The 21,966-nt window shown below is 67.1% G+C and carries 18 protein-coding genes; 7 read left to right on the top strand and 11 right to left on the bottom strand.

Annotated elements, in window-relative coordinates:
- Positions 1-94: 94 nt before the first annotated feature.
- From ACIBCN_RS43450 to ACIBCN_RS43415, 8 genes are all read right to left on the bottom strand, one after another.
- Complete coding sequence (locus tag ACIBCN_RS43450) at positions 95-709, bottom strand: (2Fe-2S)-binding protein (protein ID WP_396998598.1); 615 nt, start codon at positions 707-709, stop codon at positions 95-97.
- Positions 706-1,131 carry a TIGR02611 family protein gene (locus ACIBCN_RS43445; RefSeq protein WP_396998596.1) on the bottom strand — a complete coding sequence of 142 codons (426 nt, stop codon included), beginning with the start codon at positions 1,129-1,131 and terminating at the stop codon, positions 706-708. The genes ACIBCN_RS43450 and ACIBCN_RS43445 overlap by 4 nt, the downstream gene beginning before the upstream one ends.
- A 94-nt stretch (positions 1,132-1,225) precedes the next feature.
- Complete coding sequence (locus ACIBCN_RS43440; protein WP_396998595.1) at positions 1,226-3,478, bottom strand: SulP family inorganic anion transporter; 2,253 nt, start codon at positions 3,476-3,478, stop codon at positions 1,226-1,228.
- Positions 3,479-3,740: 262 nt separating this feature from the next.
- Complete coding sequence (locus ACIBCN_RS43435; RefSeq protein ID WP_396998593.1) at positions 3,741-5,972, bottom strand: SulP family inorganic anion transporter; 2,232 nt, start codon at positions 5,970-5,972, stop codon at positions 3,741-3,743.
- 356 nt (positions 5,973-6,328) lie between these two features.
- Complete coding sequence (locus ACIBCN_RS43430) at positions 6,329-7,402, bottom strand: SDR family oxidoreductase (protein WP_396998592.1); 1,074 nt, start codon at positions 7,400-7,402, stop codon at positions 6,329-6,331.
- Positions 7,402-8,796 (bottom strand): condensation domain-containing protein, encoded by a 1,395-nt coding sequence (locus ACIBCN_RS43425; protein ID WP_396998591.1) that lies wholly within the window; start codon positions 8,794-8,796, stop codon positions 7,402-7,404. Before ACIBCN_RS43425 ends, ACIBCN_RS43430 begins: the two co-directional genes overlap by 1 nt.
- Positions 8,793-9,995, bottom strand: coding sequence for a M20 family metallopeptidase (locus ACIBCN_RS43420; protein WP_396998590.1), 1,203 nt, complete (start codon positions 9,993-9,995; stop codon positions 8,793-8,795). Before ACIBCN_RS43420 ends, ACIBCN_RS43425 begins: the two co-directional genes overlap by 4 nt.
- Before the next feature lie 58 nt (positions 9,996-10,053).
- On the bottom strand, positions 10,054-10,848 hold the full coding sequence (locus ACIBCN_RS43415) for a class I SAM-dependent methyltransferase (protein ID WP_396998589.1): 795 nt from the start codon (positions 10,846-10,848) through the stop codon (positions 10,054-10,056).
- A 265-nt stretch (positions 10,849-11,113) separates the two neighbouring features.
- Here ACIBCN_RS43415 and ACIBCN_RS43410 point away from each other — a divergent pair, with 265 nt between their 5' ends.
- Genes ACIBCN_RS43410 through ACIBCN_RS43380 form a run of 7 tightly spaced genes read left to right on the top strand, consistent with a single transcriptional unit; the run spans position 11,114 to position 18,952 of the window.
- Positions 11,114-12,310, top strand: a complete 1,197-nt coding sequence (locus ACIBCN_RS43410) for an iron-containing alcohol dehydrogenase (protein ID WP_396998587.1) — start codon at positions 11,114-11,116, stop codon at positions 12,308-12,310.
- Positions 12,300-13,616, top strand: a complete 1,317-nt coding sequence (locus tag ACIBCN_RS43405) for a histidine kinase (RefSeq protein WP_396998586.1) — start codon at positions 12,300-12,302, stop codon at positions 13,614-13,616. Before ACIBCN_RS43410 ends, ACIBCN_RS43405 begins: the two co-directional genes overlap by 11 nt.
- Before the next feature lie 31 nt (positions 13,617-13,647).
- Positions 13,648-14,658 carry a C-terminal binding protein gene (locus tag ACIBCN_RS43400; protein WP_396998585.1) on the top strand — a complete coding sequence of 337 codons (1,011 nt, stop codon included), beginning with the start codon at positions 13,648-13,650 and terminating at the stop codon, positions 14,656-14,658.
- 17 nt (positions 14,659-14,675) lie between these two features.
- Positions 14,676-15,605 (top strand): isocitrate lyase/phosphoenolpyruvate mutase family protein, encoded by a 930-nt coding sequence (locus tag ACIBCN_RS43395; protein WP_396998584.1) that lies wholly within the window; start codon positions 14,676-14,678, stop codon positions 15,603-15,605.
- Positions 15,602-16,765 carry a phosphonopyruvate decarboxylase gene (aepY, locus tag ACIBCN_RS43390; protein WP_396998582.1) on the top strand — a complete coding sequence of 388 codons (1,164 nt, stop codon included), beginning with the start codon at positions 15,602-15,604 and terminating at the stop codon, positions 16,763-16,765. Before ACIBCN_RS43395 ends, aepY begins: the two co-directional genes overlap by 4 nt.
- On the top strand, positions 16,755-18,155 hold the full coding sequence (locus ACIBCN_RS43385; protein ID WP_396998580.1) for an aldehyde dehydrogenase family protein: 1,401 nt from the start codon (positions 16,755-16,757) through the stop codon (positions 18,153-18,155). The genes aepY and ACIBCN_RS43385 overlap by 11 nt, the downstream gene beginning before the upstream one ends.
- Positions 18,156-18,163: 8 nt before the next feature.
- The gene (locus tag ACIBCN_RS43380) at positions 18,164-18,952 is read left to right on the top strand and encodes an SDR family NAD(P)-dependent oxidoreductase (protein ID WP_396998578.1); all 789 of its coding nucleotides are present in this window, start codon (positions 18,164-18,166) and stop codon (positions 18,950-18,952) included.
- On the opposite strand, the gene ACIBCN_RS43375 is transcribed toward ACIBCN_RS43380, so the two are convergent.
- Genes ACIBCN_RS43375 through ACIBCN_RS43365 form a run of 3 tightly spaced genes read right to left on the bottom strand, consistent with a single transcriptional unit; the run spans position 18,934 to position 21,934 of the window.
- Positions 18,934-19,176, bottom strand: a complete 243-nt coding sequence (locus ACIBCN_RS43375) for an acyl carrier protein (RefSeq protein ID WP_396998576.1) — start codon at positions 19,174-19,176, stop codon at positions 18,934-18,936. The two genes, ACIBCN_RS43380 and ACIBCN_RS43375, sit on opposite strands and share 19 nt — an antisense overlap.
- Before the next feature lie 2 nt (positions 19,177-19,178).
- Complete coding sequence (locus ACIBCN_RS43370) at positions 19,179-20,609, bottom strand: class I adenylate-forming enzyme family protein (protein ID WP_396998575.1); 1,431 nt, start codon at positions 20,607-20,609, stop codon at positions 19,179-19,181.
- A gap of 5 nt (positions 20,610-20,614) precedes the next feature.
- Positions 20,615-21,934, bottom strand: a complete 1,320-nt coding sequence (locus ACIBCN_RS43365; protein ID WP_396998573.1) for an aminotransferase class III-fold pyridoxal phosphate-dependent enzyme — start codon at positions 21,932-21,934, stop codon at positions 20,615-20,617.
- Positions 21,935-21,966 lie beyond the last annotated feature (32 nt).

Raw genomic sequence — 21,966 nt, 5'->3', positions numbered from 1 at the left:
AAATGGTAGTTGGCGCCATCGAGGTGAGTCACAAGGTCGCTAGCTGATCTTGAACAGCGACCATATGACTCACGTCGATGCACCAAGTTCCGGTTCAGCTGTCTGCTGCCAGGTTTTCCAGCATGGCCTCGCGTTCGGCGGCGGGGCGTTTGGGGCAGCTGGTGCACATTTCGCAGTTGGGGACCTCGTAGACGAGGCAGCAGGAGATGCGTTTGACGAAGGTGCGGCCGCCGATTTCGACGAAGCGCGGGACGGGGAGCTTGCCGCCGATCTGGGTCGCCAGTCGGGTGCCCGCGTCTGGGGAGCCCACGTCGAGGGCTCGGTTGCCGATGGCGTCGGCGACGATCGCCCACAGCGCAGGCACGCCCGCACCGGAGACCTCGGCGACCGGACCGATCACGGCCGCAAGGGTTTCCCGCAGTGCCGCGCCTGGCTCGGTGGACGCGTCGGGCTCGGCGAGCACATGGATGCGTTCCACGCCGCCGTCGGGACGGACCTCGCAGTCGAAGCGGTCGAGCACCGGCTCGACCGCCCGCTCGTCGCGCGCGTACGCCCGCGCGATCTGCTCGACCAGCGCGGAGGCGACCATGCACCACCACAGCGTGCCCGCGATGCGCGGTGTGGTGGTGCCCCACGAGTGGCCCATCTCGGCGATCCGCGCCGCCAGCCAGTCCGGCTGCGTCAACGTTCGCCCGGGAACGGTGTTCACCACTTCAGGGGACTGCGTAACCATTGCCACTCGACTCCGATCCAGCTGCCGACCATCCCGAAAGTGCCCAATATCCATAGTGTCGCGACAACCAGCGCAAAGGTAGCGCCCGCCGCGAACACGCGCATGGCGGTGCCCCGAGCGGAGTACCACGCCATACCCTGCCGGTACTTGTCCCGCAGCCAGCCGAGTGCCCGTTGTGCCCAGGCGAATTCGGTGGCCAGGATGCCCAGTCCGGTGAATACGATCGCCCAGCCGGGTCCGGGGTAGGGAATCGCGACGATTCCGACGGCGAGCACCGCGGTGCCGACCAACGCGACCCCGACCCGATAGGCGAGGTTCAGCGTAGGTCGCGCGGCAATGCGGGCCCGGAAGGCGCGCCAGCCCGTCGGCGTCGAGCTTGTCTCCAGGTCGGCCGTCATCTTTCCCAGCGTACGAGACCGACCGGTCCGGGCCAGGTCACCGACGTCGAGCCCACCAGAACTGGACAGTTCGGGTGGGCTCGGCGGTCGTTGCTCAGACGAGCTCGGGGACGACCCGATGGCCCGCCTCGTCCTCGATGTGGGCCAGTCCGTCCTCGGTGATCTCGATGACGCGCGCGCTGGCGATATCGAAGAACAGGCCCGACACCGTCACCCCGCGTTCGGCGACGGCCGCGCGCACCGCGGGGTGGCGCTGCAGGTTTTCCAGCTGCACGGCCACGTTCACCATGCTCAGCTGGTCCACCTCGCCGAAACCGACCCGTGCCGCGGCCACCGCGACCGGGTGCCCGCGCCGGATCCGGTCCAGGCTCGGCCTGGCGTGCGCGAGCCATTTGTCGATCTCCGGGCCGGCCTTGGCCCCGGAGTGCAGTGCCTTCATCGCGCCGCAGGACGAATGCCCGCAGACCACGATGGACCGGACGTTCAGCTCTTCCAGGGCGAAGACGAGCGCCGCGTCCACCGACGGGTCGCCGACCGCGGGCACCAGGTTGCCCACGTTGCGCACCGTGAACAGATCACCCGGCCCGCTGTTGGTGATCATGTTCGGCACGATCCGCGAGTCCGCACAGGTCAGGAAGAACGAATCCGGATCCTGGCTGTCGCGCAGCTCGTCCAGGTGCGGCCGGACGACGTGCGCGTGACTGCGGTGGTAGGCGGCGACGCCTGCCGCGATCGGGTCCGCGTGTTCGTCGCGGCGCCACGGGCCGAGGATGTCGGTCCACACCGCGCGCCCGAAGCTGCGCGACGGCGGGCCCGCCGTCGCGTACGCCATCCGCGCACTGCCGATTTCCACGAAATCGACACTGCCGCCGTTGCTTTCCTGCTGACGCACCCAGTCCTCGATGGCCTCGAAGGCGGCGTGGTCGAGGAAGTCGACGGTCATCTCGACGGTGACGTCGGCGTCGGCGGGCACCTTCGCGAATTCCGTGGACAGCTTCGGCAGCGCGAGGAAGGTGCAGGAGCCGTCGATGGTGATCATCCACCGCTGTGAACCCGGAATCTGCCTGGCGCTGATGGCGACTCGCACCACTCGCCACAGCAGCAGACCGAAGGCCATCGCGAGGCCGATCAGCACGCCCTCCAGCAGATTCAAGAACACCACCGACGCCACGGTAACCGCGTAGACGAGCAGATCGCCGGTGCGCCTTGCCATCCGGATGTGCGCCAGCTTGACCAGCTGGATGCCGATCACGATCAACAGCCCCGCCAGGGCCGCCTTCGGAATCTGTTGCACCACAGCGGCCAGCGCCACCGAGAACACCAGGATCCAGACGCCGTGCAGCACCGCCGATGCCCGGCTGCGGGCACCGGCCTGCACGTTGGTGGCGCTGCGCACGATCACGCCGGTGACCGGCAGCCCGCCGAGCAGGCCGGACAGCACGTTGGCCGAGCCCTGGCCGATCAGCTCGCGATCGAAATTGGTGCGCCGACCGGAGTGCATCTTGTCCACGGCCACCGCGGAGAGCAGGCTCTCCACGCTGGCGATCAACGCGATGGTGATGACCATGAGCACCACCGCCGACCAGTCACCGCGCGGCAGTTCCGGCAGGCCGATCGCGTCGAACAGCGAGCCGTTCAACACAATTCGCTCGGCACCGGTGGGCAGCACCATGGCGAGCACGGTGCCCGCGAACACCGCGACCAACGGCCCCGGGACCACCCGCAGTTTGCCGGGCGCGTACTTCCACCCCAGCATGATGGCGATCACCACCGCGCCGATGAAGACGTCGCCGCCGTGCAGCGACATCAGCTGATCGGGTAACTGAGTGAGGTTCTTCCATGCCGAGCTGTGCGACGAACCCCCGAGCAGCACGTGAATCTGTTGCAGCGCAATAGTGATACCGATGCCGGCAAGCATCGCATGCACGACCACCGGCGCGACGGCCAGCGCGGCCCGCGCAATCCTGCTCAGCCCGAACAGAATCTGCAGCACGCCGGCCGCGGCGGCGATGAAACAGGTTGTTTTCCAGCCGAATTGGTTGATGGACTCGGCAACGACGACGGTGAGGCCCGCGGCGGGGCCACTCACCTGAAGAATGGAGCCGCCCAGCAAACCGGCGACGACGCCGCCGATCACGGCGGCGATCAGGCCGGCGGCGACGGGCGCGCCGGAGGCGACGGCGATGCCGAGGGACAGCGGCAACGCGACTAGGAAAACCACGATGGAAGCGGGCACATCGTGACGAATGATCGATTGCAGACGATCGGACAGGGGCCCAGAACCGCGACCCGAGTCCGCTGGGACATCCTGTGTTATCGGTGGGGCCACATCGTTCTCGACGGCCATAACTATCTCCTTCGCCGAACCCGGCACAACGGCCGAGGTCGGTTGACGATCTACATGTCCAGCAGGGCATACGACCGCGAACCGGCATCTCGCGGTGAAGCAGTTCTCGACACACCAACGGGTCGAGAGGTAAACCGAAGCAAGGCTATTAGTAAAGGCTAAGCAAAGCCTGAGAATGATGCTAAGAGCGCGTTAACACCGCGTGCAAAGCCTCATGACTGCTGCCCAGGGGCGCCGGGCGGCGCCGGGACCGTCGCGACGATTAAACCGGCTCGGCGGCGACACGGCGGCCTTCGTCATCGAATTCCGCGATACCGTCCACGGTCACCTCGATCACCCTGGCGGTGGCGATATCGAAGAACAGCCCCGACACCACGACGCCGCGCTCCTCGATACCTCGTCGCACGGCCGGGTGCGCGTGCAGCGTCTCCAGTTGCAGCGCCACATTCACCATGCCCAGCTGATCGACCTCGCCGAACCCCGCCAGCGCGGCGGCCTCGGCGACCGGGTGCCCGAGGCGGAAGCGGTCGAGGCTGGGGCGGGCATGGGCCAGCCAGTCGCCGAGGCCCGAGCCGGTTCGCACCTCGCGATACAGCGCCTCCATCGCGCCGCAGCCGGAATGGCCGCACACGACGACCGCGCGCACGTCCAGCTTTTCCAGCGCGTAGATCAGCGCGGCCTCGACCGACACGTCGCTGCCCGCGGTGGGGACCAGATTGCCCACGTTGCGGACGGTGAACAGGTCGCCGGGGCCGCTGTTGGTGATGACGTTCGGCACGATGCGGGCGTCGGCGCAGGTGAGGAAGAACGAGTGGGCGTCGGGGCGGTGCCGCAGGCCATCCAGGTGCGGGCGCATCAGGTGCGCGTGCCCGCGGTGGTAGGCCGCGATGCCCGCCACGATCGGATCCTCGTGAATGCCGGTGCGCCGCCACGGACTGATCGCCTGGTCGATGACCTGACGCGAATTGCCGCGCTCGGGTGGGCCCGCCAGCGCGCGCGCCATCCGAGCGCTGCCGATCTCCACGAATTCGACCGTGCCGCCGTCGGATTCGTGCTGGGCGGCCCATTCGGTGATCCGCTCATACGAGGCGTGATCGAGGAAGTCGACCGTCATCTCCACGGTGACCTCCACGCCCGCAGGCACTTTGGCGAGTTCCGCGGACAGCTTCGGCAGCGCGAGGAAGGTGCAGGTGCCGTCGATGGTGACCACCCAGCGCCGCGCGCTCGCCACCGGTTCGGCGACGATGGTCACCCTGACCACCCGCCACAGCAGCAGTGCGAACGACAGCGCGAGCCCGATCAGCATGCCCACCAACAGGTTCAGGAACACCACACTCAGTACCGTCGCGACATACACATACAGATCACCGGTGCGGCGCGCGAGCCGGATGTGCGCCAGCTTCACCAGCTGCACGCCGATCAGAATGAGCAGCCCGGCCAGCGCCGCCTTCGGGATCTGCTGCACCAGACCGGCCAGCGCCACCGCGAACAGCAGCACCCAGATGCCGTGCAGCACCGTCGCCGCCCTGCTCTGCGCGCCCGCCTGCGCGTTGGTGATGCTGCGCACGATCACCGCCGCCACCGGCAGGCCGCCGAGCAGGCCGGACACCATGTTGGCCGAGCCCTGCCCGATCAATTCGCGGTCGAGGTCGGTCGAGGTTTCCGGGCGCAGCTTGTCCACCGCCACCGCCGAGAGCAGCGTCTCGACGCTGCCGATGAGCGCAATGGTCACCACGGTGATCGCGATCGCGGTCCAGCTGCCGGACGGGATGGTGGGCAGTCCGATCGCGTCGAGCAGCGAGCCGTTCAGCACCAGCCGCTCGACGTGGGTCGGCAGCACCAGCGACAACAGCGTCGCGAGCACCACGGCGACCAACGGCCCCGGCACCACCCGCACCTGGCGCGGCACGAACTTCCAGGCGATCAGGATGACGATCACCACAACGCCGATCAGCAGGTCCCCGCGATGCACCGACATCAGCTGATGTGGCAGCTGGACGAGGCTGGCGAACGACGAGCTCAGCGATGTGCCGCCGAGCAGCACGTGCACCTGCTGCAGCGCGATGATCACCCCGATGCCGGCCAGCATCGCGTGCACCACCACCGGCGCGATCGCCAGCGCACCCCGCGCGATCCGGCTCAGGCCGAACAGAATCTGCAGCGCCCCGGCCCCGGCGGTGATGAAACACGTTGCGGCCCAGCCGAATTGGTGCACGCTCGCGGCGACGACCACGGTGAGGCTCGCGGTCGGCCCGGTCACCTGCACCGCCGACCCGCCGACCAGCCCCGCGACCACCCCGCCGACCACCGCCGCGATCAACCCCGCGGCGACGGGTGCACCGGAGGCGACCGCGACGCCGAGGGAAAGCGGTAGTGCGACAAGGAAAACCACGATGGAGGCGGGTAGGTCGTGGCGACCGATACTGGCCAGACGTTCCGGAAAAGCAAGGGTGCGCAGCGACGTCCGTGGTGCGGAATCGGTGTCGGTGGACATATTTCTCCTTCGCCGGGCGGACGTGGACCGTCCCGGTTCATCGGTGGAACATGTACTGGCATCGAAAACGAGCGGCGGGCGTGACTCAACCGCTCGAGAGCGGCGACCCGGGTGACGCGAAGGTCTGGCTAATAGTAAAGACTTCGCAAAGCATTTGGAAAGGTTTCAGGTGAAATCGGCCCCATCGTCATCGAATTGTGATCCAGATCACTGCTCGATCTCCCAGGCCAGCCTGCGCAGATCGAGATGCGGCGAGGATCGAAGCCGCTCGATCAACGGCTCGGGCGGAGGACGCCCTTTCCGCTTGTCCCGGGCACAGGATGCACGAGCCGCGAATCGCGCAACAACCCGACGGTCTACTTCAGATACCAGGTGACCAATCGTTCGACGAGCCCCAGATCGCAGACCGTGTCCGGCACAGGTATCGCCGATTCGAGGTTGCGGCGGTCGAACTCGATGCGTTCCAAGAGGTACTTTCCGGTGTATGCCATGCGGGTGGCGACCGCTCGGTCTAGGACGGTGAGGGTGCCGTCGTCCCACTCCGGCGGGGAAACGGGGCGCAGGGTCATGCCGAGGCCGGTGCCGATCAGTTCGATCGTGGCCGCCGCCGAGACGCCGACGCGGTCGGTCAGGTTGACGATCTGCGGTAGGTCATCGACTGCGGCCAAGGCCAGCAGCCACTCCACGCACGTATCGATCGGGACGAGGTTGAGTGTTGCGTCGTCGCCCACTTGAACCGCGGCCTCACCGCCGGGGAAACGTCGCGCCACGCGCTTCATATTCGACATGAAGTTGTAGATGCCGAAATCCGAGGTGGTGTGCGCGGTTTTGGATGAGCCGACCACCTGACCGAGCCGGAATACCGCGCCGGTGACACCGTGCTCCCGCACGAAATCACGGAAGACGAGCTCACCGCCGCACTTGGTTGCCTCGTATACCGTCCGGAACTGGGTGTCATCGGTAACCGGCAGCCAGGTCTCCTCGGTGGGCGCGTCCGTGACGCCGCCGACGTAGGCGGTGCTGATCAGAAAGAATCGGGAACCCGGCCGGGAATGTTTAACGAATAGTCGTAGCGCCCGTTCGGTGCCGTTGGTATTCACGTCCTGGAGTAAGGCGGGCCGGTTCGGCGAGAGGTCGACCGCGGCCGCGAAATGCCAGAAATCGCAGGGCTCCGAGAAGATCGTGGCTGCTTCGAATTCATCGATGCCCAGGTACTCCTGGGTCAGTTCGCAGTCGTAGGTTTCGAGGCCGGTGATGTCGGATGGCATCTCCCCCTCGTTGACGGTGGCCGACTCGAGCGCCTCGGTAACGCGGGTCCGTGCCCCTCTGGCAAGGGCTTTCACGCGGACGCCACGTTTGAGCAGCTCGCAGATCGTGTTGCTGGCAACGTATCCGTTGGCGCCGTCGACGACGGCTACTCGCGCATCCATCAGACGCTCCACAGGGTGCTGCCGAAGCGGCGGTCGACGGTGCCGACGAGCTGCCGCAGTGGGACACCGGGATGCTGCGCGGCGTCGAGGCATAGGTCGACGATGGTCGCGCACATGGCGGCGGCTAATTCGTCGTTCCATAACCGCTGCGCCGCGTTGAAAGTCATCGCCATCGCCTCCTGGGTTGCCTTGATCGTGAGCAGGCCGTCGATCGGGAGCACGTTTCCTACCGACGTCCGGTGCAGTGCGTAATCCGCTGCGACGCAATCGGGACCGAACAGTGCCGCACCGACCTGAGTCTTCGGGACATTCAGCATCTGTACCGGGAAAAGCGCGCTGTTCGGGTCGATCATCGCGACGGACAGTTCCGGACAGACCTCGAGCACCTCGATGAAGGGGTACCACTGGAATTGGTAGGCCTTCAGGCAGCTCTGCTTGAACGTCGCGACGAGATCGGCGAACGACATCTCCGGCGACCAGCGGAATTCAAGCATGAAGGGATTGAAAAGCATGGCCACCGATTGATGGAACCGCGGATCCCGGCGGCCATGGCTGAAGGTCGGCATGAGGTATGCGTCGCACCCACCGAGGTGGCCCAGGGTAAGGCCGTAAGCCGCGGCGATCACCATGAACGGGGTCGCGCGGAGCTGGCCCGACAATCCGCGCACCGCGGCGATTTCCGGTGCCGCCAATCGATGGTCACCGCGGGAGGTGATCGCCTGATCCTCCTGCGGCTGCACCGACCCGGGTATCTGCAATATCTCCAGGGAGCCAACGTATTCCGGCCAAAAGGCGCGGGCCGCATCCGCCTCGGGCGTTTCCAGTGCGGCCAGTTCGTCGACGACGATCTGCCGATAGGGCACCTCCGGTGGCGCGGGCTGCGATTCCAGCCCCGCGGCCGCCCGATAGCACCGCCCGATATCGCGTTTCAGCACCTCCAGCGACCACGCGTCGGACACGCTGTGGTGCACCGTCACCTGGAGCAGACGACGCTTCTCCGGTTCGTTCTCTAGCAGGAGCACGCGGACCAACGGCGGACGCGTGAGGTCGAACGGCGCGTTGTTGTACTCGACCAGTAGCTCTTCGATCTCCGGCTCGTCCCAGGTCCGCGATGCGGTTGGTGTCACGGTCATCTCGGGTTCGGTGGCGGAACCGATGACCTGCTCGGCCATCCCGCGGCCGCGAACCACGGCGGTGCGCAGCGCCTCATGCCGGTCGACGCACTGAATGATGGCGCCGAACAGTCGATTCCGGTCGAGCGGCCCGTCGATGGTGAGCCGGAACGAGATATTGAACGCCGCCGCCGCCCCGCCGGGCCGGATCGATTCCAGGAAGTCCAGCAGATGCTGCCCCGGCGTCAAGGGCAGCCTGGTCTCCCCCGGCGGGCTCGTCATCGCGCACCCTCGTGCAGGAAGTCTTGTGCCGCAACGGCATACGTCAGCGCATAACGCTTCAGGTCACGCACCGCCACCCACTCGTCGGCCATGTGCGCGATCCACTTTCCGCCCGGCCCGTACACCACGCTCGGGACCTTCCCGTAATGGGTCAGGATGGTGCCGTCGGTGGTGCCCGGCACCCCGCCGAGGCTGGGCCGGACACCGTTGACCGTCTCGTGCGCCCGCATCAGCGCGGTGACAAGTGTTGTGTCCGAGCCGGTTTCGACCCACGGCCGATCATCGATCACCGTGACGGCCGAGCCGATCGCGCAGTCGCGGGCGGCGGTGTCGACGCACTCGCCGATCCGCTTCAGCAGCGTCTCGTGGTCGATTCCCGGGACGGTGCGCACATCCAGGTACAGCGCGCTCGTCCCGGTGATCGTGTTCATCTGATCCGCGGTCCCCGCCCGCACCACCGTCGGCGTGATCGAGGGCGCGCCGAGCGGCGGCCGGGAGCCCACCTCCTGTATCAACGCGCCTTCTAGGGTCTCCACGCCGAGCAGCACCCGGGCCAACGCGGGCAACGTGTTCCGGCCCTGCCACGGCATCGCCCCGTGACTCATCACGCCGGTGAAATCCACCCGGAGCCGGATCGCGCCCTTCGATATCGGGCACACCTCGTCACCTTCGGGCTCGCAGCAGATCACCCCGTCGACGTCGCGGACGAATCCGTTGGCCACCGCCGCCTTGGCCCCGGTCATCATTCCCTCTTCGTCGGCGAGCAGGAACAGCCTGACCCGGCCGGGAAACGGGCCCGCCAGCTGCAATGCCCTTGTCCCGTAAAGCATTGCCGCGACACCGGATTTCATGTCGGCGGAGCCACGTCCGTAGAGCTTCCCGTCGCGAATCTCACCGCCGAACGGGTCGACGGTCCACTGATCGAGATCGCCCTCGGCCACCACGTCCAGATGGCCCTCGAACGCCAGTGTGGGGCCGTCGCCACCGCCACCGGCAAGGGTCACCACGATATTCGGGCGGCCTCCGGCGTCGAAAACCTCGGCGCGCCAGCCCCAGTCCTTGATCTTGTTGAGCAGGAAGGCCGCGACGACGCGCTCGCCTCTGCCCTCCTCGTGCGGGGTGTGGGTCCGCACGAGCTGCTGCGTGAACTCGATGAGTTCCTGCTCGTTTAGACCGGCATCCAGTGCGGAGATGTCCACGATGTGACCCCCAGGGCGTCAAGTCTGTCCATGCTACGACGCCCGCTGATGTCCCGTGCTATATCGCGCTGCTTCGTTCCGCCCTGATCCACGACATCGCCTGCCGGAGCCCGGTGACCGCGCCCGCCTCCGTCACCACGCTCGTGCCGAACGTGCCGTTGTCGCCAATCTGCCCGAGTGCCAACAACTGTCGGCGGATCTCGACCGACTCCGCCGCGCCCGCACCGCCGTCGTCGAGCCATTCTTCCAAAGGCCGGAAGCTGGTGGTTCGGTGGCCTTCGACCACCGTCAAGGCGTTGTCGTGCAACAACTCGACGAGCTGGCGCTCGGTGAGTGTCGTGGCGTGCCCCGGATCTCGGACCCGCTGGATCGCCTCGAGTCGATCGTGCGCCGCACCGGAAAGCCCGGTGACGTTGTCCGCGACGATGACCTGACCGCCGGGTCGGACCACCCGCGCCATTTCGGCGACGACGATGTCCGGGCGTTGGACATGATGCAGCGCACGCGTGCACATGACGAGATCGAAGGCACCGTCCGGGAACGGCAGCTCCTCGATCATGGCGACGACCAGATTCGGCTGGCTCCCACCGTCATCGGCGCGTGCCTGTCGAAGCATCTGTACCGAGGAGTCGACGCCGACGATCGTCGCGCGCACACCGGCTTTCGCGGCCACGGCGGCCGCGGCTCCCGTTCCGGTGGCCACGTCGAGGACGCGCTCGAAGGCCAACGGGCGGATCATCCCGGCCAGCAGTTCCACATCGAGGCGGCGCGCCTGCCCGCCCGCGTACGACTGCGCAATTGTCGCGAACCTCAACTGGTTTCGGGAAACCTGCGCGCGGTAGCCATCAGTCATCTGTTACACCTTCGGCGCCGTGCGGGTACCTGCGACCCCAGGCAACCGGGGAGATGACGAACTCTGATATTCGCCGATATTCACCGGGCCTACGGTACCGTGTATTCACGCAAAACACCGCGTCCGAGCTCCGGGGGGAGATCATCGGGACCGCCTGTTTCGTGGTCGGCACGTCGGCCAGCGCAGGGTGCCCGACGTGCTGCCGGCGTCCGTATCGAGGTGCCTAGCGGTAGTCACTGAGATCTCGATGGAGGCAGGTGGTTCGATGGACGCCGCCGATGTTCGGTGCGGCACCGTGCTGCTGGACTCGCCTCACACGATGGTCGGGGTGCGGGCCGCCGACGTCGCCGAAGAGGTGGTGACCGCCGCGGCGGGGACCATGGCGCCACGCGTAATCGTGATAGCGGGCAGTGGTTTCGCACTCCGTAGCTGGTCCGAACCGCTGCTAGCGGCACTGCGGGCGTTTCCGCTGTGCCTGACGATCCAATCAGGTTTGCCGACACCGGAATCCGTGGCGTTGCTGGCCCGCCAGGTGCGAGCGCATCGAGCCGACGTGGTCGTCACGGTCGGCGGTGGCAGCGTCATGGACGCGGGCAAAGCCGCTGCGGCGCTGTCGATCACCCATGATCCCACGCCAGAGTCGGTGGTGCGCGCGTGCGAAGAAGGCGCACGCGCCGAGGGTGTTCCGCCGGTCATCGCGCTGCCGACCACCCCGGGCACCGGTGCCGAGGCGACACCGTTCGCCACCATCTGGCACCGGGACCAGGGCCGCAAGCTGTCGCTGCGTGGATCCGCCCTGCTACCGGTGACGGCGGTGCTCGACCCGGATCTCCTCATCGGCCTTCCCCCAGCGCATTTCGTCAGTTGCCTGCTGGACACCCTTGCGCAGGGCTTGGAGGGCGCGTGGTCGATTCGCGCCGACAAGCAATCCGAATGGCTGGGAGCCACCGCGTGGGAGCTGTCGGCCGATCTGCTCGACCGGCCGCACGACCGCCTGGGATCGGCACAGCGCCAGGCCGCGCTGCTCGCCGGACACCTCGCCGGACGAGCGATCGCTATCGCGGGAACCACTGTGTGCCACGCGATGTCGTACTCATTGACGCTGCGCCACGGGCTCAGCCACGGCCACGCGTGCGGGCTCACGCTCGGGTCGGTGCTGCGGTACAACGCGCTCGTCGACGACGACTGCACCGACCCGCGCGGCGCTGCGCGAGTCCGCGGCGCTATCACCGGGGTCGTGCGGGCGGCGGGTCTGGACAGCGTCGAGGCATTGGCCCGAAAGGTCGAGGAGCTGGTGCGATCACCCGCGCTGCCACCCGCCCCCGACATTCGCCACGACGCGACTCGGATCGCCACCGAAGCACTCGCCTACGACCGCGCGGGCAATAACCCCCGCCGCGTGGATGTGGCGGCACTGACGTGTTTATTGGCCGCGACCGCGGAGAGGGATTATGCGCGTTGACAATTACAAGGTCGTGCACTGGCTGAACACCAGGAAAGTAACGACCGGCCAGATAGCGGAAACCATCGGCATGGACCACGCGCAATTGGAGAAGTTGCTGGCCAGCGACGACGAGTGGCCCGACGAGGTCGCCGCCGCGCTGGCCCGCGCGCTACAGATCACGCCCGAGCAGTTCGTGGCCAGCGGCCGCTCCGACGCGACTGTGCTGGTCCGCACCGCCCAGGAACTGCGCGACACCCGCCGTGCCATTCAGCGCGACGGCATTCATTTCTACAACTACTACACAATGGCAGCACCCCAAGGCGCGGTCGCGCCGGTCATTCTCGACATTCTGTGCCCCGCCGACCGTGTGCCCCAGCTGAACAATGGACATCTGGAACCCGCGATCACCATCAACCTCGGCCCCGGCGATATTTACGGACGATGGGGCGAGGAGCTCGGCGAGGCGACCTGGCAGGTGATCAAGGCCAACGCCGAGGCCGACGATTGGATCGTCGGCGACTCCTACGTCGAGCCATCGTACTGTCCGCACAGCTACTCGCTCGCCTCGGATGCTCCGGCCCGAATCGTCTCCTACACAGGCCAATCCGCGCTTGCCGGGCTCATGGAAGCCGTCAACGAATGGTCGGATCCCGCCGCGCACGCGATGCTCGGCCTGCTCGACGAAAGCCTGACCCCGCAGCAGGTCGCCGTCCTGCTACTGGCCCGCCGCGGGCACACGCTCGAGTCGGCCGCGGCACAGCTCGGCGTCCGCGAAACCGATCTCGTCGCGGCGCTCGACCAGGGCACTGTCGAACTGTTGCGTGAGCTGGGGACGACGCTCGGGTTCGACTACCGGCTGCTGATCCGCCCCGCGACCAGGCACGACGCGGTGGGCAAGACATTCAAGGACATCGCGGAATGTCGTGCGGAGACGCGGGACTTCCAGGGCTACCAGGTCACTTCGATGGCCTCCGCCCCACACCTGCCCGACCTCACCGGATTGTTCCTGCGGGTAGCCGGAGACAGCGGTGCCAATCTGTGTGAACCGGCCGAGTCCCACTACCTCGTGTCCGCCGGGTCACTCACGCTGCACTGGACCGGTGCCGACGGAAGCGACGAACAGGCGGAGCTGGGTGTCGACGCGTCAGCCTGGGTGGCCCCCTTCGTGACGCATCGATGGTCCGGCGACGGTGCGCTGATCAAGCTGGGTTCCGGCCGCCATCTCGGCTACCTCGACCTGTACGAACTGACCAATACCTATGCCGCGGTGTCGACTTTGCGGCGCGGCCGCCGGGACAACCGCGGCTGGGGTTACGACTCTTGAGATCCATTGCGCCGCACCAGGGGAGAGAATATTGCGCGTCGTCTACACCGATCCCGCCTGGGCCCTGGATGATTCGGGACAGCCGGACCTCGCCAGGGCCGACATCGAACGCACGGCATTCGGCAGCGACATCGAACTGCGCCTAGGGCTGTTCGACGGCCGATACCTGGTGGCGGGCCAGGACTTTCACGATCATGTGCGCGGCGCCGACGCACTGGTGATCTATCGCTGCCAGGTCACCCCCGAGCTGCTCGCGGCGGTCGAGCCGACCTGCCGGGTCATCGCCCGCAGCGGCGTCGGCATCGACAACCTGAACGCGCCGCTGCTGGCCGGCACCGGCATCGTGTCGTTCAACGTTCCCGACTACTGCGTGGACGAGGTCAGCACCCATACCCTCGCCCTGCTGCTGGCGCTGGAACGCGGCGTTTGTACGCAGAACCGCCTCGTCAAGTCCGGCCAGTGGAACATCCACGCGGGCGGCGTACCACGGCGGGCGGGGACGCGGACCGCGGGCATCATCGGATTCGGCCGCATCGGCCGGGCGACCGCTAGAAAACTACAGGCGTTCTACACCACGATCATCGCCTACGACCCCTACGTGTCGGCCGACCTGATGGCCGGATACGGCGTCACCGCCGCCCCCGATCTGGCCGAATTGTTCACTGCCGCAGACGCTGTCGTGATCCACGCGGCATTGACCGACGAGACCGATCGGCTCGTCGATGCCGCGGCACTGGCCGACGTCCGGCCGGGAGCCTTCCTCGTCAACACCGCCAGGGGTCGCCTGGTCGACCCGGCCGCCGTGCTCGACGCACTCGACGCGGGGCGGCTCGGCGGTTTCGCCTCGGACGTTTTCACGCCCGAGGACCCCAATGACGATCCGACCGCGCGCAAGCTGCTCACCCGGGATGACGTGGTGGTGTCGTCGCACCGCGCGTTTCTGTCGGTGGAATCCGAGCGCAGCTGCCGACGCCGGATCGCCGAGGGAGTCGCCAACGTTCTGGCAGGCGGGCCACCACCAGCCGCAGGCAGAGTGACCTGATCCGAGAGGCAGTGCGCGTGATAGAGAACTTCCCTGTTCAGACAGGATCACCACCGGCCGAGTTCGCGGCCGGTCTGCGGTTGCGCAAGCTTCTTGCCGAACCCCAGCCGTGTTACCTCATGGGAGCGCACGACGGGCTGAGTGCCCGCATCGCGGCCGAGGCCGGGTTCACCGGGATATGGGCGTCCGGCCTGTGCATGTCGACCGCGCTGGGCGCTCGGGACAGCGACGAGGTGTCCTGGGGCGAACTCCTCGATCTCACCGCGCGGGTGGTCGAGGGCGGCGGTTTACCGGTGCTCGTCGATGCCGACACCGGCTACGGCAATTTCAACACCGCACGGCGGGTCGCCGCCCGCGCCCAGCGGCTCGGCGCGGCGGGAATCTGCATGGAGGACAAGGTCTTTCCCAAGATGACCTCCTACTTCGGGGACAGCCATCCGCTGGCACCGATCGGCGAGATGTGCACCAAGATCGCGGCCTGCCGGGACAGGGTGGACGCCGAATTCGTGCTCGTGGCACGGACTGAGGCATTGATCGCGGGCGCCGGTTTGGCCGAGGCGCTACGGCGTGCCGAGGCATATCGGCAGGCCGGTGCCGACGCCATCTTCATTCACTCGCGGCAACGCACCATCGACGAGATCGCCGAGTTCACCAAGGAGTGGGCGGGGCGGCTGCCATTGGTGATCGCGCCGACCACCTATCACACGGTCGCCAAGGCGACGTTCGCCGAACTCGGGATCGCCGCGGTGATCTGGGCCAACCAGGCCATGCGGGCGTCGGTGGCCGCGATGCGACAGGTGTGCCGGACGCTGCTCACCGACGGGGCGTCGGCCGTGGAACCCAGCATCGCCTCGCTGTCGGAAGTGTTCGCGCTCATGGGCTATCAGGATCTGGCAGTCGACGAGGCGCACTACAGCGCATTGGCGAAGAAGTGGGTGGACTCGTGATCGACGCCGGCGAACTGGTCGGCGGGCTCGTCAGCCGCGGGGTGGTCGATGTTGTCGGCGTGCCGTGCTCCTATCTGACCCCGCTGATCAACAGGGTGGCGTCCGGATCGGCCGCGGGCTATCTGCCGGTGACGCAGGAGGGTGAGGCGGTGGCGATCGCCGCGGGCTGCTGGCTGGCCGGTGCCACCGCGGGTGTCATCGCGCAGAATTCGGGCCTCGGCAATATGGTCAACCCGCTGACCTCGCTCACCTACCCCAGCCGCATTCCGGTTCCGCTGATCGTCAGCTGGCGCGGGGAGCCGGGGCGCCCGGACGAGCCGCAGCACGAGCTGATGGGGGCGATCACGCCTGGGCTGTTGGATCTCATGCGCGTCGGCCATGCGGTGGTGCCCGCCGACACCGCGGGACTCGATGCGTGCCTGGATGCCGGTTGGGCCGAAATGCACCGGGAGCAACAGCCTTTCGCGTTCGTTCTGCGCGACGGCGTGCTGAGTTCCGAGCAGCTCGCGGAGCCGCCGCTTGCTGGGCCGGTGATTCCGGCAGTCACCCGGTCGCACAAGGCCCGGGATGCGCCCGCGCGAATGGCGGCGCTGGAGTGCCTGATCGGCTCCCTCGACGATTCGGCGGCCGTGCTGTCCACCACCGGTAAGACCAGCCGTGAGCTGTACGTGTTGGCCGACCGGCCGCAGCACTTCTATCTGGTCGGCGCGATGGGATCGGCGAGCGCGGTAGGGCTCGGCGTAGCGCGCCATACGCCACGGCCGGTCGTCGTGATCGACGGAGACGGCGCGGCGCTCATGCGGCTCGGCACGCTGGCAACCGTCGGTGCGCACGGTGCCGCCAACCTGGTACATGTCTTGCTGGACAACAGGGTTCACGACTCCACGGGCGGGCAGCAGAGCCTGGCCGGACAGGTCGACTTCCCGGCTGTGGCGCGGGCGTGCGGATATGCCCGCGTGTACGACTGCGCCGACCTTGCCGAATTCGCCGACGCCGTCAAAGCCGCGCAGGTCGAGCGTGGGCCGACGTTCATCTATCTGATGATCCGGCCGGGCTCGATCGCCGGGCTGGGTCGGCCGACGGTTGGTCCGTCGGAGGTAGCAAGGCGGTTCCGGGATTTCGTGAGCACGAAGGTCGAGGACGTGAATCATGTTTCGTGACGGCGCATTACAGCCTTCGTTCGATCAACTCGCCGTGCGCAATCCCTGGACCGGGGAGAGCGTCGGCGAGGTGGCCCGCGACACCGTTACCCAAATGGACGAGGCGGTGCGAGGATTGCGCGCCGCGTGGCGACCGCTGCGGCCGGACCGGCGGGCGACGATCCTGAATGCGGCCGCCACCCTGATCCGGGAACGCTCCGGGGAGCTGGCCGAATTGATCTCCCGCGAGTCCGGCGTGTGTATTGCCGAGACGCGCAAGGAGACCGAACGGGCCGCGGCGAATCTCGTTGTCGCCGCGACGGAGACCGAGCGACTGCGGGGTGAGAGCATTCCGGTGCCCGGCCAGGATCGGTTGGCGCTCACCCTCTTCGAGCCGATCGGGATCGTCGCGGCGATCACGCCGTTCAATCGGCCGCTCAACCAGGTGGTCGTGAAGGTGGCACCGGCCGTGGCCGCCGGTTGCGCGGTCGTGCTGAAACCGTCGGAGAAGACACCGCTCACCGCGCTGGCCTTCGCCGAGATCCTGCTCGAGGCAGGGTTTCCGCCCGAAAACCTGGTTGTCACCACGGGTGAGCCCGGCGTCATCGGTTCGGCGCTCGCCAGCCACCCGGACGTCGACATGGTCACCTTCACCGGTTCGGCGAGCACGGGGGTGGCGGTCTCGAGGGCGGCCGCCGGCAAGAAGGTCCTGCTGGAGTTGGGCGGAAACGATCCCCTGATCGTCCTGCCCGATGCCGATCTCGGGCTCGCGGTGCAGTTGGCGAGCCAGGGCGCCTTCGCCACCGCCGGGCAGTCCTGCCGAGGGATCAAGCGGGTGATCGTCGTGGGCGAGGTGGCCGACGATCTCGTTGCCGGGCTGGTCGAGCAGGCCCGTCGCAAACAGGCGGGAGATCCACTGGATCCGGCGACCGACGTCGGGCCGCTCATCAGCGAGGAGGCGGCGGTCACCGTGCAGCGGCGAATCGCCGACGCGGTCGCCGCGAACGCGAAACTGCTGCACGGCGGGGATCGGCACGGTTCGCTCATCACGCCCGCTGTGCTCGATCACGTGCCCGCCGACGCCGAGTTGGTGGTCGAGGAGACATTCGGCCCGGTGGCGCCGGTGATCCGGGTCGCCGACACGGCCGAGGCGATCAGGGTCGCCAACGGGACGCGGTACGGGTTGCAGGCCGGTGTGGTCACCTCCGACGTCGCCGCGTTCACCGAGATCGCGCACGCATTGCGGGTCGGTGCCGTAAACCTCAATGCCGGACCGCATTTCGATTCGCCGCACATCCCGTTCGGCGGCGTGAAGTCCAGCGGTATCGGCCGCGAGGGCATCCCGTATTCGATCCGGGAGATGTGCACCATCAAGACCGTCACGCTCCCCTACCCACTCCAGCAAGGTTAGGACGACCGATGACTGCGGAACCCGCTTCTCCCGACTATCAGACACTCTTTCGGCTCGATGGGAAACGCGCCCTCGTGATCGGCGCCGGTAGCGGCATCGGACGCGAATCGGCGCTCGCGCTCGGCGCGCTCGGCGCGGAGGTGGTGTGCGCCGATATCGACCTCGAGCGGGCCGAGGAGACCGCGAAGCTGGGCGGTCTTGCCACTGCCATCCAGTTGGATGTGCGGGATGCGGACGCCGTCGAGGCGGCGGCTGCCGCATCGCCGGAGCTGGATGTTCTGGTGTTCACCACCGGACGCAATGTCCGCAAGCGTCTGCTCGACTACACGGTGGCGGAATTCGACACCGTCGTCGATCTGAATCTTCGCGGCGCCTTCCACATTCTTCGTGCGTTCGGTCGGGGAATGGTCGCGCGCGGGGGCGGTTCGATCATCGGCATGTCATCGATCCGGGCGATCACCGTGGAACCCGGGCAGGCGGTTTACGCGGCGACGAAAGCGGCGCTGCTCCAACTGATTCGCGGGGCTGCCGCGGAGTTCGGTCCGGCAGGCGTTCGGGTGAACGCGGTCGCGCCCGGGGTGGTGCGGACTCCGCTGACCGATCCGATCTTCGCGGTGCCGGAGTGGCAGGAGGCGTACGCGTCGAAGAGTGCGCTCGGCCGGTGGGCTCAGCCCAGCGAAATCGCCGGGGCCGTCGCATTTTTGGCCGCTGATGCGTCCAGCTTCGTCACCGGGACGATGTTGTATGTCGACGGCGGATGGACGGCCATCGACGGCCGCTACGATCCGCCGCGCTGAGTTGACGAATCGACGAGCGCTACCGCGTCTTTGACGAAAGTGCCCATGTCGGGTGCCTCGAAGAGGAGGTTCATCGGCAGCTCGGTGCCGAATTCGGCTCGCAGAGCCGACATCAGCTCGCCGGCGAGGAGCGAGTCGCCGCCGAGTTCGTAGAAGTTCGCGGTGGGCTCGGTATAGCCGGTACCGCATACCCGGTCGACGACGGCCCATAGTCGTTCCCGCACGATCAGTCCTTTCGCCGCAGCTTGCCGGAAGGGGTCCGGTGCACGTCGTCGACGATCTCGATCGCCCTGGGTGTCTGGGCTCTGGTCAGTTCGGCTCGGCAGCTGTGCCACAGCTCGGCCGAGACCTGCTCTGTGTCACCACCGTTCAAGCTGACCTCGGCGTGCACCACCTCGCCCAGCGCGGGATCGGGTATTGCTCGGACACGGACATCGCGCACCGCGGCGTTGCGTTCCAGGACTCGCTCGATGTCACGAGGAAAGACCTTGACGCCGCCGACATTGATGGCGTCGTCCTTGCGTCCCACCAAGGTGACGTAGCCTTCGGCATCCATCCAGGCGAGGTCGCCGACACTGAAATGGCCCGCCACCTCCGCCAGTTTCGGTCCGGTGCCGAGATAGGTTGGCTGTCCGGCATTCTCGTCGGTCATGAACAGCTCACCGGTCGTGCCTACTGGGACCTCATGTTGGAACTCGTCGAGGATCCGAATCGAACAGTGCATCGGACGTCCGACGGAGCCGGGATGCTGGAGCCATTCGTCGCCGCGGATGCTGAGGACGCCGATCCGTTCCACGCTGCCGTATTCCTCGTGCACCTTGGTCGGCTCGATCAATTCCAGCCAGCGACGTTTCACCGACTCGGGACACCGGGCGGCGGTGTGCACGACCAGCCTGAGCGAAGAGAACCAGCCACCGTCCATGCCGGACGCCTCGATAAGCGTGCCCATCTGCGCCGGCACGGTCCGAAAAACCGCTACGCGTTCGGATTTGAGCAGTTCCAGGAACAGCTTGGGCGAGGCATTGCCGGGGATGACGATGCGATGGCCCAGGGCGAGGCCGTGGTAGAGCGCGCCGAAACCCGCGTGGTACAGCGGAAGTCCGACGATTTGGGTCTGTCCGTACGCCATCCCCCGCTCGCTTTCCTTGCTACTGAGCGGTTTCGAGTCGGCGTACGCCCACGGGCGGTTTCTGATGATGAGCTTGGGAACGCCGGTCGTGCCGCCGGAGAGCGACACCGATCTCGGTAATCCGTCGGCCGGTAGGCCCGAAATCGGCTCCGCCCGTTGATGATGGGAAATCAAGTCGAGGTCGTTTCCTTCGACAACCCAGCCTCGCGGATACCGGTCGACGATGTCACGCTTAGCCGCATCCGACCATCGATGATCCACCGGGAGAACGGTCGCGCCGACCTCCCAGAGCGCCAGGGTCGCCACGACGTGGCCGATACCCGGTGGAAGTGCCACCGCGGCAACGTCTCCCGCGCGTAGGCCGCTCTGCCGGTATTTGTCGGCCCGGTCGAGCATTCTGGTGACGAGTGCGCGCCAAGTGATCTCGTCGCTGGTGGCGTCGGTGAAGCCGCGGACCTTCACCGCGCATGCCCGCGGCCGGTCCGTCGCTGTTTTCGCGACGAGCTCACAGATCGAGACGTTGTCCATCCGGATCATCCGTTGCTGACGACGTATTCGTCGGCGATGCGCAAGGTTTCGTCCAGCAAGGTCATGCCCTCCCGGATCTCCGCCTCGTCGATGATCAGCGGCGGGCACACCAGGATCATGTTCCAGTGGGTGAGCAGGTACAGGCCCTTACGGAAGGCTTCGGCGGTCAGCCTCGTCATCGGCTCGGCGGCCGCGCTGTCCGGATTGAACGGGACGAGTGGTTCCTTGGTCTCGCGGTTGATGACCAGTTCGAGGCCCCAGAAACACCCGATGCCTCGGATGTCACCGATGGATGGATGCCGTTCGGCCAGCCGGTGCAGTTCTGCTTCGATCAGCGGACCCAGACGGTCCGCGCGTTCGATGAGCCGTTCCTTCTGATAAACGCCCAACGCGGCTACGGCCGCCGCGCAGGCGACGGGGTGGGCGCTGTAGGTCAATCCGTAGGGGAATACCGAGTCTTGCAGCCAGCTGGACAACCGGTCACTCACGGCGACGGCCGCCAGGGGCAGATATCCGGCGGTCAGGCCCTTCGCGCAGGTGATCAGATCGGGGACGACGCCCCAGCGGTCGCAGGCGAACCAGCTTCCGGTGCGGCCGAATCCGGTCATCACCTCATCGAAGATCAGCAGGATGCCGTGTTCGGTGCAGACCTCGCGGATCGCCTCCAGGTAACCGTCGGGTGGGACGATCACCCCGTTGATGCCGGTGATGGGCTCGATGAACACCGCGGCCACGTTCTCGGCCCCCTCGTACTGGAGCAGTTCCCGGAGATGGGGCGCGCCCGAGCAGACCGGGCATGGCGTGGGATGACCGGCCGGGCAGCGGTAGGTGTACGGGTCGAGCATCCGTACCACGCCCGGCATTCCGGGTTCACCGACCCACCGGCGTGGCTCACCGGTCAGCGTGAGGGCACCTGCGGTGCTGCCGTGGTACGAGCGATAGCGGGCGATGATTTTGCTTCGGCCGGTGTATGCCCGGGCTAGCCGGATCGCGGCCTCGTTCGCCTCGGTTCCGCTGCAGGCGAAGAAGAATGAGTTCAGGTCGCCCGGCGTGATCTCGGCGAGTCGATCCGCCAACTCGTCGACGACCTCGATGTCCCACGGCCGGCCCAGCGTCGCTGCGGTGGCGACCTGCTTCTGCACCGCCTCCTGGACCTCGGTGCGGCTGTGTCCCAGGTTGGCATTGACGAGTTGGGAGCTGAAGTCGAGATAGGACCGTCCGGCGGCGTCGAAGAACCGGCATCCGTCGCCGCCGACGATTCTCGGTGGCGGTTCCACCCCCTGTCTCGACCATGACTGGATGACCCGTCCCCTTGACTCTCCCATGTGAGACACCTCCGATTACGTTGGCACTGCGG

It is taken from the genome of Nocardia sp. NPDC051052, from assembly GCF_044456045.1.
Classification (GTDB): Bacteria; Actinomycetota; Actinomycetes; order Mycobacteriales; family Mycobacteriaceae; genus Nocardia.
The sequence above is the reverse complement of the archived record's forward strand: the minus strand, read 5'-3'. Positions and strand labels throughout refer to the sequence as shown.